Origin of the sequence: Flavilitoribacter nigricans DSM 23189 = NBRC 102662 (assembly GCF_002646595.1) — a bacterium.
Taxonomy (GTDB): Bacteria; Bacteroidota; Bacteroidia; order Chitinophagales; family Saprospiraceae; genus Flavilitoribacter; species Flavilitoribacter nigricans.
Window position 1 is genome coordinate 174826 of the sequence record NZ_PDUD01000026.1, and the last position, 13056, is coordinate 187881.

18 protein-coding genes are annotated in these 13056 nt (G+C 38.3%); 12 read left to right on the plus strand and 6 right to left on the minus strand.

All coding sequences use genetic code 11. From position 1 onward, the window contains the following. Window positions 1-94 precede the first annotated feature (94 nt). Genes CRP01_RS22450 through CRP01_RS22460 form a run of 3 tightly spaced genes read left to right on the plus strand, consistent with a single transcriptional unit; the run spans window position 95 to window position 2416 of the window. Window positions 95-1420 carry a tyrosine-type recombinase/integrase gene (locus tag CRP01_RS22450; protein WP_099152358.1) on the plus strand — a complete coding sequence of 442 codons (1326 nt, stop codon included), beginning with the start codon at window positions 95-97 and terminating at the stop codon, window positions 1418-1420. A gap of 49 nt (window positions 1421-1469) precedes the next feature. Beyond that, window positions 1470-2159, plus strand: a complete 690-nt coding sequence (locus CRP01_RS22455; RefSeq protein ID WP_099152359.1) for a hypothetical protein — start codon at window positions 1470-1472, stop codon at window positions 2157-2159. Window positions 2160-2161: 2 nt separating this feature from the next. Then, window positions 2162-2416, plus strand: a complete 255-nt coding sequence (locus tag CRP01_RS22460; RefSeq protein ID WP_099152360.1) for a hypothetical protein — start codon at window positions 2162-2164, stop codon at window positions 2414-2416. Window positions 2417-2459: 43 nt separating this feature from the next. Here the strand turns inward: CRP01_RS22460 and CRP01_RS22465 are convergent, their stop codons facing one another. The 3 genes from CRP01_RS22465 to CRP01_RS22475 all read right to left on the minus strand — a co-directional run bounded on the left by CRP01_RS22465 (window position 2460) and on the right by CRP01_RS22475 (window position 3574). After that, window positions 2460-2942 carry a hypothetical protein gene (locus tag CRP01_RS22465; protein ID WP_099152361.1) on the minus strand — a complete coding sequence of 161 codons (483 nt, stop codon included), beginning with the start codon at window positions 2940-2942 and terminating at the stop codon, window positions 2460-2462. An 11-nt stretch (window positions 2943-2953) separates the two neighbouring features. Then, window positions 2954-3214 carry a hypothetical protein gene (locus CRP01_RS22470; protein ID WP_099152362.1) on the minus strand — a complete coding sequence of 87 codons (261 nt, stop codon included), beginning with the start codon at window positions 3212-3214 and terminating at the stop codon, window positions 2954-2956. Window positions 3215-3307: 93 nt separating this feature from the next. Continuing rightward, a complete protein-coding gene (locus CRP01_RS22475; protein WP_143473498.1) occupies window positions 3308-3574 on the minus strand; it encodes a hypothetical protein in 267 nt (88 codons plus the stop codon). A gap of 103 nt (window positions 3575-3677) precedes the next feature. On the opposite strand from CRP01_RS22475, the gene CRP01_RS22480 reads away from it, so the two are divergent. The 6 genes from CRP01_RS22480 to CRP01_RS22505 all read left to right on the plus strand — a co-directional run bounded on the left by CRP01_RS22480 (window position 3678) and on the right by CRP01_RS22505 (window position 7569). Next, the gene (locus CRP01_RS22480) at window positions 3678-3932 is read left to right on the plus strand and encodes a hypothetical protein (protein WP_099152364.1); all 255 of its coding nucleotides are present in this window, start codon (window positions 3678-3680) and stop codon (window positions 3930-3932) included. Window positions 3933-3978: 46 nt separating this feature from the next. Further along, complete coding sequence (gene tnpA / locus CRP01_RS22485) at window positions 3979-4275, plus strand: IS66 family insertion sequence element accessory protein TnpA (protein ID WP_099152365.1); 297 nt, start codon at window positions 3979-3981, stop codon at window positions 4273-4275. Continuing rightward, window positions 4272-5111: an IS3 family transposase gene (locus CRP01_RS22490; RefSeq protein WP_099152366.1), complete on the plus strand. Its 840-nt coding sequence runs from the start codon at window positions 4272-4274 to the stop codon at window positions 5109-5111. Before tnpA ends, CRP01_RS22490 begins: the two co-directional genes overlap by 4 nt. A 23-nt stretch (window positions 5112-5134) precedes the next feature. After that, on the plus strand, window positions 5135-5905 hold the full coding sequence (locus tag CRP01_RS22495) for a replication initiator protein A (protein WP_233752735.1): 771 nt from the start codon (window positions 5135-5137) through the stop codon (window positions 5903-5905). Window positions 5906-6146: 241 nt separating this feature from the next. Beyond that, window positions 6147-6560 carry a hypothetical protein gene (locus CRP01_RS22500; protein WP_099152368.1) on the plus strand — a complete coding sequence of 138 codons (414 nt, stop codon included), beginning with the start codon at window positions 6147-6149 and terminating at the stop codon, window positions 6558-6560. Between the two features lies 1 nt (window position 6561). Further along, the gene (locus tag CRP01_RS22505) at window positions 6562-7569 is read left to right on the plus strand and encodes a hypothetical protein (protein WP_099152369.1); all 1008 of its coding nucleotides are present in this window, start codon (window positions 6562-6564) and stop codon (window positions 7567-7569) included. A 15-nt stretch (window positions 7570-7584) separates the two neighbouring features. Here CRP01_RS22505 and CRP01_RS22510 read toward each other — a convergent pair whose 3' ends face one another. Both CRP01_RS22510 and CRP01_RS22515 read right to left on the minus strand, forming a co-directional pair. Next, a complete protein-coding gene (locus CRP01_RS22510; protein WP_099152370.1) occupies window positions 7585-7857 on the minus strand; it encodes a hypothetical protein in 273 nt (90 codons plus the stop codon). Beyond that, window positions 7857-8135 (minus strand): helix-turn-helix domain-containing protein, encoded by a 279-nt coding sequence (locus CRP01_RS22515; RefSeq protein WP_099152371.1) that lies wholly within the window; start codon window positions 8133-8135, stop codon window positions 7857-7859. Before CRP01_RS22515 ends, CRP01_RS22510 begins: the two co-directional genes overlap by 1 nt. Before the next feature lie 333 nt (window positions 8136-8468). Here CRP01_RS22515 and CRP01_RS22520 point away from each other — a divergent pair, with 333 nt between their 5' ends. The 3 genes from CRP01_RS22520 to CRP01_RS22530 are packed head-to-tail and all read left to right on the plus strand — an operon-like array spanning window position 8469 to window position 12134. Continuing rightward, window positions 8469-9602, plus strand: coding sequence for an FISUMP domain-containing protein (locus CRP01_RS22520; protein ID WP_099152372.1), 1134 nt, complete (start codon window positions 8469-8471; stop codon window positions 9600-9602). Between the two features lie 30 nt (window positions 9603-9632). Then, window positions 9633-10907, plus strand: coding sequence for an FISUMP domain-containing protein (locus CRP01_RS22525; RefSeq protein ID WP_099152373.1), 1275 nt, complete (start codon window positions 9633-9635; stop codon window positions 10905-10907). Window positions 10908-10940: 33 nt separating this feature from the next. Continuing rightward, window positions 10941-12134, plus strand: a complete 1194-nt coding sequence (locus tag CRP01_RS22530; RefSeq protein WP_099152374.1) for an FISUMP domain-containing protein — start codon at window positions 10941-10943, stop codon at window positions 12132-12134. Window positions 12135-12143: 9 nt separating this feature from the next. On the opposite strand, the gene CRP01_RS22535 is transcribed toward CRP01_RS22530, so the two are convergent. Then, a complete protein-coding gene (locus tag CRP01_RS22535; RefSeq protein WP_099152375.1) occupies window positions 12144-13055 on the minus strand; it encodes a hypothetical protein in 912 nt (303 codons plus the stop codon). Window position 13056 lies beyond the last annotated feature (1 nt).

Sequence of the window (13056 nt, forward strand, 5' to 3'; positions counted from 1 at the left end):
AAAAAGGAAAAGACGGGAAGAGAAACGACAACGATCCCGACAACGCTGTCGATTTGAGTTGCGAAACCTAATTTCGTAACACAAATCGTTTAACATGGCAAAGTTACCGAAACCGAAGTTCAATCTCAGACTTCCTAAAAGCAAAACAGAAACGTTGATTTCCCTGGTGTTCCGTTACCAAGGGAAACGGCTGGTGTACTCCACTGGTTACTCTATCCACCCTAAAGATTGGGATTCTAAAATGCAAAGGCCGATCCAACAGGAAAGGCGATCTGACCTGTTCGCTATCAAGCGGCTATTAGATGACTTGGCCAAGTACTGTATCGATATCTTTATCGAATCGGAATATGGCTCGATCAGCCTAGATGGTTTTAAAGAACAATTGGATATCAGGACTGGCAAGACGGCCGCTCAACAGGATGCAACAGAGCAAGCGCAAAAGCCCACCTTCCTGGAGTTTATTAAAACAGAACTGGAAGATATGAAAACCCAAGGCATGCGAAAAAGTAGCTGGAAGGGATTCAATCGTCATGCCAATATCCTGATCAGTTTTGCCGGGGAAGTCCATCCTTTTGATTACGAAGATGTCGACTGGAACTTTCGATTGGAGTTGATCGACTGGCTAGGAAGTAGAAATGATGCGCTTGCCTACGGCAACAAAACGCTGAGCGTCTTACGGCAATTCCTGGAACGAGCACGAAGAAAGAAGCTACATTCCAATATCGACTATCAGGGATCAGGCTGGATGATACCGAAGAAGAAAGCAGTTGGTCAAAAAGTAACGCTGAATCCCGAAAAATTGCAACGGCTGGCCGACCTACGGCTTTTCAATTTTGCCGACAAAGTCCGTGATCTGTTTCTGATCGGTGCTGGAACAGGACAGCGATTTAGTGATTATTCTCGCTATACACCAGACAATTTCTATAAGACCATCAACGGCATTCCAATTCTATCCCTGATCTCTCAGAAGACAGATACTCCCGCAAAGATCCCACTCAATATTTTTCCTTGGCTGATTCCTATTTTAGAAAAGCATGACTATACCTCGCCCAAAATGTCCATGCAGAAATTCAACTTGGTGATCAAAGACATTTGCAAGAAAGCCAAATTAGATGATAAGGTATTTATCGTCAAACAGTACATAGGCCGAAAAGCCAGAGTTGAAAAGACCTATGTGCCAAAATATGAGGAAGTTTCCTCCCACACCTGTCGGAGGTCTTTCGCTACCAATCTTTATAGGATGGGCTACCGTTTGGCACAATTGATGCCAATGACGGGCCATGCCACGGAATCTCACTTGCGTGAGTACATCGGTATCGATAGTGAACAGAATGCGGAGGAGATAGCCTTCAGCATTATGGAAAAGAGAAAGAATAGCAAGGACTCTGGCAGCGGAAACTTGAGGGTTGTGAATCACTGAGATGTAAGTGCTATTGAAATAAAAAATTGACCATTCAAAAAATAATCCAATGCAAAATATTCTGGTAAATGATGATTTCGGGAAGTCCATTCAGCGCTTGCGCAGCATACTTCCAAAACTAAGCTTCGGATTGCTGATTTCAACCTATGTAATATCGGCGGTCATCATGGGCATATTTCATGCCCAAAACGCACCAAATATCGGGTTTATGGTTGCTGCCTTCTTAGTGCCATTGGCCATACAAGTGGGCAGGGGAACGTTGGTGTTCTTCTTCCAACTTAATCCTGCCAACATTCAAAGAAGGTTCTCATTTGGTTTCATTGCGGCTACTGCCTTACTCATACTGTCAATTGTCGAAGCTTGGCTGGTACTTTCACCATACGGTTTCACTTGGATCGTTTCCGTAAGCTCGCTCATGCTAATAGGGTGGGTGATCGAAATTATGATCCTCCGGGAAACCATATTTGCAACTCAAATCGAACTATTCCGGAACCGGGATGGCTGGCAGGAAGTGAAAAGCTTCTACGTTGCCCGGAATGAATTACAGCAATTCGTTGATGACCTTAAGAACGGTGAGGCTGCTTTGCTTCCTGCTGCTAACCTACCGGAAGAGCAGGAACTAACCTTGCCAGATCCTCCGCAGGAGGAAGATAAAACCCTACTTCTATTGGGTGAGCTTAAAACCCTTCTGGAGGGAAACGCGCTCAGCCCTTCGCTGAACGGGCAGGCGAAGGGCTAGAAATGACAAGTGCCACCTTTTATGGCGTTACTCTTGATAAAAATGACCCATTTTTAGATCATAATCTCGACCGGCTGGAAAAGCGATTTCGCGAAAGGTATTTTGCCTCTTTGGAGAAAAACCGAAAAAGAGAGCAGGGTGGTAAACCACCACATCAAATGGTTTTAAAATCAATGGAGGATAATAAAAACCGATTCCTTATGGTAAAGCTGCTTCGCAGCCTTTTACTTGAAGAAGAAGTCCATTTCGAATTTTGAGAGCTTTGAAAAAGCCCCTCAATGAAAAGAGGGGCTTCCTTTTTTAATCGACGAATTGTTCAGCGATCTTCTGAAATGTACCATCCATTATCATAGCTTGTCCGGTTGCTGTGCGGCCCCAAAAGAAGCCGTAATCGGTTTTCAGGACTGGCTGCTCCAAATCCCTCAGCTGATAGAATAACCATTCAGAAATCAGATACCACTCGTAAATTTCCTGTGGGTCCGGCTCATAACCAAGTTCTTCGGCTTTCGCTTCTCTTTCATCAAAAGGCTGTTCCAGCATGATCTCCATTTCTTCATCGGTTAGGTGGTCAGACAGGAAGTATTCGATTGATTCCAAATCAAAAGCATAAAGATTTTCAATATTATCATAACAAAATCCAGCTTCTGCAAGAAATGGCGCTTCGGTATTGTGCTTTAGAAAATCTTCTACCATATAGGAGGCATTACCATAAATGTCTCGCTCAATATAAGTCTTAGCAAGTTCATGCACTTCTTTTGAATATCCGTAATACGTGTCAGTCATTTCATTCTCCCTTAATCCTCATTTCTTAAACTGACAAGATCAGCTCTCTTCATTGCTAAAACGTCTTCAATAGAAGGTTGGGAATCATATTTCTTTTCCTCGCTGTCAGCACGCTCAAGGGCCTGCACTAGTTCTTCCATGCCTTCAATTCCGGAATCCTCCAGATCATAATCCACAACGATGTAATCAAACGCTACACTAGGGTTAGGGCAATAGACATTTTGCACTACACCGCCTTCCACGATAACAACGACTTTTACTTTTACTTTCATAAATACCTCTTGGGTTAGGGTTAATAAAACGCTGTTTCATTAACCTCTGCCCTCCGGCGAGGATGGGGAGGCAAGTGCAATAACAAATTCGAGTTAGTGGTGCGGGCGCAGGATGCGGAGCGTCCGAGCCACGGTAAAGAAGAATTTTTGTTGCGGCGCGCCAGGGGAAAAGCCCCTTAGAAAAAACGAAATCTTGATTTCGTGCTTTCCTAAAAGCTCGCTTTCCGGCTTTATTTTTTCCAAGAAATACAGAAAAATGTTAAAGTTTGAAAAATAAGTCTTCCAGAGTTTTCCCAATTCATACCATTTGATTTCAGATAAGCAGTCGATGTAAGTTTGAGGCATTTCATTTGATTTCAAATGAATTCATTTTATTGCATAATTCATTGGTTTTCTGGTATTTGCAAAAATGAATTTGCATTCATAAATTGCCCTCATTCTAAAATTCTAAAAGCAATTTACCATGCAAAACAACAATGTAATGCTTCACTCTATCACTCCTGACGAGCTGAAGGAACTGCTCCGCGAAATGATCCGTGAGGAGTTCCAGGAAATTAACTATGAGATTCAAAGAGTCATCGGAGAGGATGACCTGGTTAGTACTGGCACCGCAGGAAAATTACTCGGAGTTTGTTCCAAACAATTGCGGTATTTGATACAGGAGGGGCACTTTACCGTGTTTCACTGTGCTCTTCCCAAATCGCGCAACCAAAAATGAGTAGAGAGTTATTTCAAAATTATCTAACTTTCAAAAAACTTATCAGATGCGTAAGAGTGATTTTACCGAATCTCAACGATTGGCGATCCTGGCCGAACAAGATGCGGGTCAATCGGTAGAAGTAATTTGCCGAAAACATCAGATCAGCCCAGCTACTTTTTACAAATGGAAGAAGGATCTGGCTATCGAACAGGACGAGGATAAACGTCGATTGAAGGAACTGGAGGAGGAGAACGCCCGTCTCAAAAAAATGTATGCTGAACTGAGCATCAATCATAATATACTGCAACAAGGCTATGAGATGATAAAAAAGTACCAGGCCCAAGACGCCAAGAAGAAATGATTGATAGCATTAAGGCGGATCAGGCAGTCGGTATTCGCCAGAGTTGTGCTGTTTTGGGCTTTCGACGTCAGACTTATTACAAACGCAAACAAGGCCATCGCCCTGAAGAATTAGATACCTACATTGCTGATCTGCTTCATCAGGTTACCCGGCGCTTTGTAGCCTGGGGCTTTTGGATGGTGTTTCATTACCTGCGCCGACAGGGGCATTCATGGAACCACAAGCGAGTATACCGGATCTGGAAAGCTGAAGAGCTGCATTTACGATTGCCGCCGAAGCGGTCCAGGATCAGTCGTAAATATCAGAATCTGTTGGCCCCTGATCACATCAACGAGGGATGGGGTGTTGATTTTTTGAGTGATTGGGTAGTAGGTCCCAATCAGGAAAGCGTACGGGTAATCAATATTATTGATGAACATTCCCGCAAGGCGCTATGGTCAGAAGCCTACTCCAGTATTTCAGCCAAGACTTTAATCGAAGTACTCAACCTGGTGGTGCAATGGCGAGGCTGTCCGGCTTACATTCGGTGCGATAACGGGCCGGAATTCATCTCTCATAAACTTGGGGAATGGGCCGACGAATATGGTGTAGAATTACGTTTTATTCAGCCTGGAAAGCCCAGTCAAAATGGCTTGGTCGAGCGATTGAATAAAACCCTGAGGGTCGAATGTCTTAACCTGGAATGGTTCTCCAGCCTGGAGGCGCTGAACGAAAAGATACAAGAATGGAGTGTCATTTATAACACCATTCGGCCACATAGCTCGATTGGCTATAAAACCCCGGATGAACTCGAATTACAAAATCAAAATCTCTACTTTAGTGTGGTTGCGGTCTAGGGGAAGAGCACAGCTCCATGCTCATGGAACAGATCAACAAGGGAACTGTTCCGCCCAAAACACTGCGGATCTCTAGTCATGACTTGCTGGTAGCCACCAACCGACCAACTAGCGGGGAAGGGTACACGCTACTGAAAAAGGCCCTGGATCGTCTCTCCGGTGTAAAGATCAAAACCAATATTAAAACCAATAGACGCGAAATCACCGAACGCTTCGGCTTGATCGATAAGTATACCATCATCGAAAGTAGCCGGGTAAAAAAACGCATGGTGCGGCTGGAGATCACGCTTTCGGACTGGTTCTATAATTCCATTATTGGAAAAGAGGTGTTGACTATCAACCGGGAGTACTTCCGTTTGGGTAAAGCGCTGGAACGCAGACTTTATGAAATTGCTCGGAAGCATTGCGGTAAAAATCCGGAATGGTCAATCGGCCTTAGAAAACTGAAGGAAAAAACCGGCTCTACTTCCCATTTGGATAAATTCCGCTTCTTCATCCGGGAAATTGAACGAAAGGATCATCTGCCGGATTACTCTATTGAGCTTTTGGATAATGAGGTGGTAACTTTTCGGTTAAATAAGGAATTTGTAGGTATCGATGATTTACCTAGAATTAAGCCAGAGACAATTGAGCGAGCGAGAAAAATAACCGAAGAAGCCGGGACAGACTGGGATTTTCAGGAATTACATACTCAGTTTGCATTATCGTTAATGAGTAAAAAATTTGTACCGGACAATACTGACGGAGCGTTTATTGGATTTATTCGATATAAGTTAAGGCAACTAGATTACTAATCTAGAATCATCTCCGATTTGAAAGCATCCAAAATTTTGTATATGTTATTATAAGTGTAATAGCTATGTAACAAAAACCAAGTTATTGAATGGTTCTCACTCACATTTTGTGGTCGCAGAAGAAAAATTACAAAAACAAAAAAATACTGGCCAAAATTCTCTATTTTTTGCCTTCAAAGAGAAGAATTAGATATAACATCCTTGAAAAATAAGAGGTAATAGTATTCATAAATGTTGTGATATGGTAGAAGTAATGATCATCTTGGAGAAAGGTGCCATAAGGATAAAGCCTGACCCTATTGAACTAAACTTATATGATGAGTTAGAATTTTTACTCATTCAAGACGTAAAAAGAAAAGATTTTTCAAAAGAACTTGCAAAAGCAAAAAAGCTTAAATGGAAGATCATTTTTGAAAACGAAATCCCATTTGCTAAGGCCACTCCACAAGGTACGGGCGGAGGAGGACAGTTGATTCTGACAAAATTACAGGCAGAGGAATTAGAGCAGGTCACAAATATGAAAGAAGGGGAAAGGGGTAAAATCAAACTTGGGGTTGCAATGCAAAGAGGCGAGCATAAATACGGCATTGAAATTGTTGATGCCGAAACGAATGAAAACATTGAAGATATCGATCCAATAATTATAATAAAGTGATATGGCATATGTGATAGAAGTCATAGCCTTAGGCCAGAATCAATATCCATATATCGAGACAGTTATTAACTTACTAAATAAATCGCAAGAAGAATTTATTTATCGGTTGCCGCCTGAAAGATTGTTAAAAAATGGGCTCAGTTTTAGCTTATCAAGGTATAAGAAAGAAGACGTTTATGAATGGCTCGAAAAATACAGGCAAGCCGCCAAAGGAAACAGAAGGTTTGTCATCGCTATTTTAAAAGGGGAAATTGACAATAATTTTTTTGGAGGGAGCAAAGCTAAATTAGGTCTAGCATATTTTTCGACCAATAAAAAAAATCTATTTAATAAGTCGCCGTATGCATATATAGCATATTTTATTATAAGATATTCTCTGAAATTTGTTTCACCTGAAGTTAAAAATCATGAGGATACGAGAGGTTGTTTTTATGATTATATGGGTTATAAACCCGATATCGGGGAATCATTGAAATCACTAAGACTATGTGATGAATGCTCACTTAAGATCCAACCAAATTTCAATGAAGAAATATATGATAGTATTTTCTTGAAGATGTCCAAGGTTATAAAACGTCTAGAGCTTTGGTGGTGGTTTTATAAAATCAAATTCTGGTTTGCTCCTCAAAAAGCTCCGAATGAGCAAGTGGATAATTCTTGGTTATTTACTAGTATTTCTCTAGGTATAGCTGCCTCGCTTTTGGTATTTTATCTTTCAGGATGGTTTGAACTATCACTTATTATCTTTCTTGTCGTAGGAATTTATGTGTTTCTTCACAATCCGAAGAGAAGGTATTTTCGACTAGGCGCAACCTTATTTGGATTTGCAGCCTTATCAGGCATCCCCAGAATTAGTGCAGCAATGGGATACAAGATGACTTCAGGAAATCCAGAGGTTGGTAATGAAGATTGGTTCCTAAAATTAGATGTCTTTGATGAGCCATTATTACCAATTGCATTTGTAATTGCTGGAATTATTTTAATGACTTTTGATAGAAAAGAAAATTAAGCAATTTGTAATAGCCTAAATATCAATCTCAAACCCTTTATCCTTTTCATCCCGATCTTTACTTTTAGTAGGTCGGGGAATTCCTTTAGAAGTCTCCCTTAGCTTAGCAATAGTTCTAGATTGAGTGCGCTCCTTGGTGTATTCCTGAGTCCCGGCAACAAATCCTTCCACAAACGGAAGGTCTACACCTTGCACTGCTGCAACCAATTGTTTGGATAGGGCCGGGCGGTACTTCTCAATGATGTAACCAGCATTAAAGCCTTCCAATAGTTCTTTATCTGCATCCATCAGTCTTTTGTTTTAGGGCTGTTTTCAATGAAGTCGACAACTGACCTACGGCGATACAGGTATTTTTTGCCACTCACAATTCGGTAATCAATGTCTCCGGAATCACGATACTTCTGAAAAGTTGTTTTGGAAGTGATCCTTAGTAAGCGCATCGCTTCCTTTTCATCAATAAATGGATCGACTTCATCTTTAAGTTCCTTGGCTAATTCCTTGACCAAGGCTCTAAAAGTTCCCGATTCCAAACAAATGACAGGTATGTTAGTGGCAAAGTCAGCCATGAAACAGTAGTTAAATTGATATCTATCAAAAATAGAAAATTCTGAGATATGGAGAAATTATGCCTGATCACTAACAAACTCTTTACAGGAAATGGAAAAGGATTGGCTTAAAATCTCTATATTTGAAGAGCTATGCCCTGAGAAAAGCAGTAAGGCTGGATCATGAACTGGTAGTTTTAGAATCTTTTCTTCTAACGGCACTCAAAGCGACTAATGATTTTTTAATGTAACTTACTTAAAATCAAATAGCGATATTAGTTTCTGTAACCCCAACGGGTTTACAGAATGTTAAAAAAATCATTTAGTTCTCACTTTATCCTATAATCGCTTGCCATGATTATTCGAACGCTATTTTGTTTAAGCAAGACATTAATCTTTCTATTCTACACAAATATTACTCTTAGTCAGGATAGAGCTATACATTTATCTAAGTCTATTCAATGCATTTTGGGTGGTGTAACAAGTAACGAAAGAAAGGAATCAGTAGCTTTATCTGATGCCAACGAACAAGTTAAACGTACTATTAAGGATATATTAAATCAAGTAGGATTACCTGCCAACTTTCAACTATACTCCTCCAGTATAGAAGATATTGTAATAGGAGTCAATAACGGACAAAGATTTATAATTTTTCCAGATAAGTTGATTAAAAACTTGAACACTAATTCAACTTCTTATTGGAGTACTATAGGTATACTAGTTCATCACTTAGGGCATCACTTATTAGGACATACGATTCAAGCTGATGAGATCAGTTTTGAACATGAGCTTGATGCTGATCGCTGGTCTGGATTTCTACTTGGAAGATTAGGAGCCTCTGTGAAGGAAGCAGAAATGCTTTCTGAGGTGAAAAGGCCATCAGTCAAAAGACTTCAAGCTGTATTAGAAGGATATAAGAGATTTATCAGTTTAGTTGAAGAAGGTAAAACTATCATTGGCGAACAAGCAATGATTGAAAACAGACTATATTCTATAATGAGAGTTAACGGATTAATATGGATGACCCAAGATCTGGACTTTAAGTTTTCAAATTCAAAATGTTATGAGGATGATTGTGATAGGTATCCTGGAAGTAGGTTGTATAATTGGCAAGATGCAAAGAATGTATGTGAATCACTTGGATGGCGCTTACCAACTAATGAAGAATGGGAGTTGATGATAAAAACCTTAGTTGGAAGTCAATTAATAGATAATGAAATGAAATCCAAAGTTAAGTTTGATCATCTTATAAAAGATGATGGAGATGGTTTTGCAGCTCGACTAGGAGGCAAATATACAATGGGTAAATTTACCGATATTGGAGCTGCTGCTTACTACTGGAGCTCCACAGAGGTTCCAGGAACAGCTAATACTTTTAGCTGTTATCTCCAAATAAACTATAAAAATGTTGCTATAATTGGCCACTCTAAATCAAATTTTTTTTCATGTCGGTGTGTTAAAGAAGTACAACCTTATTCCTCGGAATAAAATGATAAAAAAATACTCAAAAAAAATTTCATGACAAAAAATATTACTGTCTTAAATTTTAAGATTCATAGTCTAATATTGCATTTGGCGCTAATGAAAAAAACTGGCCTAGTTTCATTAATCCTAATTATTTCAATTATTAGTAATGCTCAATCAAATCAGATTGAAGTCAATGCAGAAATAAATGTGCCTTGTAAAATTATTAAAAGAGAGAATGTGACTTTTTTGAAGATACAAAACAGAGTAATGAGAAATTTAATAGATACGATAATAGATATTGAAAACTCTCTAGCAAATGTTTTATTAGTTGAAGATAATGTAGATAGAATTCTCGCAATTAGTAAAAATGGCCAAAAAATCATCGCATATGATAAGGACTTTTTAGCTAGTATTAAAGACCTAAGTAAGACTGATTTCTGGAACAAAGTTTGGATGATTACTCATCAAATTGGTCATTTGGTTAGCTTAGATACATCATGCGTATCGTGTAACGAGAAATTATCTGAGATAAATGCAGATTTTTTTTCTGGACAAATGTTATATAAGCTTGGATTAAGACAGAATCAACTTTCTATTATCAATCCCACCTATATTAGCGAGAGCGAACTCCTCTCTAAGCAAAAAAGGCTTACTGCAATTTATACCGGTTTTAACAGTGCAAAGGAGGATTTATTAAAAAGAAAATCACTCCAATCTCTTCCTGTAGATGAAGAAGAGCAGAATACTGTTGAACATTCTAAAGTTAATGAAAGCGATGGTGATGATAGAGACCTAAAAGACTACGACTATGTATATCTAAATGGCCTAAAGTGGATGACAAAAAATTTGAACCTTAATATTCCTGATTCTTGGTGCTATGGTACGTCAAACCAAAGTTCTTATTGTGATGTTTATGGCCGACTCTATACTTATGAATCCGCCTATCAAGCATGTGATTCAGTTGGTTGGCGTCTACCAACTTTAAAAGAATGGAATGACATGATCAAGAAAATAGTTCCAAAGGATGATAATTTTAATGAAGGTGCCAGCACTTATAGTACTTATGCATTTAAAAGATTAACAGAAGGAGGGAAGGTTGGATTAGAAATTCAGATGTCTGGGTATAAATTATACAGATGGAGAGCTAGTACCTATTCAGAAATTATGCGACATCGCCCTGTTTTCATATCTACGGGTTTTTGGACTGCAACTCAGTATGATGAAAATTATGCTTATCGCTATTATTTAAGTAGTAATAATAGTTTATTGTTAGAGGGAATAGAAAATAAAAAAACTGGATTTTCTTGTAGGTGTGTTAAAGAATAACACATCATATTTTATAGAACAAATTGAATCAACATGCAGAATAGCCTTGGGCTCACTATTAAGATTTTTCAATTTAGTTTCATTATACTATTAATTACAGTTTCAATTTCTGCGACTAATGCTCAAGCATTCGAAGTAGAAATTAGTGAGAACTCACTTGTATGCAGTTTTGATGGAGGTATTCATGAGTTTGATAACGTTTATGCTTTTCGTGCAAGTCGGTCAACTGAAATTCTAGTAAAAGAGATATTAGAATACGTGGGGTTAGCTCAAAACTTTAAGATTTACAGGGGAACAGTTTCAAATGCGTTTGCTTATATAGAAAATGGTGAGAGATTCGTAATTTACTCGCAAAATTGGGTAGATAGCCTATTAATTCAAACTGGTAATGAGTGGTCTACAATAGGTGTTTTAGTGCATGAAATCGGGCATCATCTATTAGGGCATACATTAGACTACAAAGTAGGTCACACAAATAAAGAGAATGAGGCGGATGAATGGGTAGGATATTTGCTGCATAGAATGGGAGCTAATTTAGAACAAGCTCAAAGAGCAGTCAAACTTTTATACTTATCTAATAATCAGACAAGTGATAAGTATAAAACCAAAATAGAGAGATTAAAAGCTATAGAAAAAGGTTTTTTGAAATCTTTAGAAGAAGAGAATAGGAAAAAAAATATAGATATCAAAGCTTTATCTAGCAGCAAAAAGAAAATAGGAAATCAGATATACGAAGTAGCAATTATTGATAGCATGTTTTGGATGGTAGAGAACTTAAATTATGAAATAAATAATTCTTGGTGCTATGATTTAGATCCAGAGTACTGTAAAAAGTATGGCCGTTTGTACATGTGGGAGTCAGCAAAACAAGCTTGTATAGAGGTGGGATGGAGGTTGCCAACCAAACAAGAAGTTGAGGGCATGGCTGAAAGATTTGGATACACCGACCAAGATTATGGGAAATTAGCATTTGAGATGTTGAAGGAAGGAGGGATAGGTAATTTTAATGGAAAATTTGGAGGACAAGTTATCCCATCTTTACAGGGGGAATATCGTTCAAGTAGAGGCGTCGGGGAATGGGGTGAGTATTGGACTGGAGTTGAAAGAAACGATAAAAGTGCCTATACGTACTTACTTATGAACAAAAATGGAAGTTTTAGTCACGTTTCCGAGCCAAAGTCAATAACTGCATCTTGTAGATGTGTGAAAGCTATAGAAAAAGAATAAGTACAAAAGCTAATGTTTAACTGAAAACAAACCACTTCCTTTAGTTTTTTCGCTTAGATTGACACCAACAAACAGATGATCCCAAAATAGTAAAGATGAAGGTACTCCTAATAATTGCTCTTTCTTTAGGGGGATTTCTTGGACTTTATAAAGTATTCGTTTAATTGCATTTGGACCAATATCATATTGCACTGGAATTTCTAGCGAAATTTGATGAGGATGAGATGAAGCACAAAATCCTAATCTAAATTCTGCCCACACTTTTACTTCTTCCTCATTTATCTCTGTCATTCCTATATCATATTTTTGTTGAATTAATTTATCTGGATTCTTAATTAAATTCCAATCTATAACCAAAAGCTCCCAAGGATTATTTTCCTTCAACACCCTACAGTCATGTACCTTAGTTGGATGTTCGGCTTTCAGAGTTAAATCATATATAGGGACTGTATTGTCTGAGTTATTTTTAATAGTAATTTCTAAAATGAAATCTGAAGAAGATCTTAGTTCAATAGTTCTGGCATTTAGAATAGCAAGCTCGAAAGCTCTTTTCTGTTTAAGGTTAACATTACCAAGTTCGATTAAAGATGTAGCATTATTTTGACCATTCCCCGAAGGGATAATTACATTTTTAATGAATGGAAAATAACCTTCAGCCTGAAGAATTACTCTAGCATATCTTGAGTTTTGGGGGATTGACTTATTGCACATGAAATATTTTATTTCCTTATTATAGTTGCAAAGGCATTTCTCAACAGTAGGTGAAAACTGAAATTGAATATTCATTTCTATACTATCAATATCGTTAGTTTCTATTTCACCTTCCAATATTAAATTTTGCCCTTGCAATGGATCTAAAATACAGAATAACATTAATGTAGCTGTGATTTTAACTAGCGTAATAATTGAAATCCAATTCATT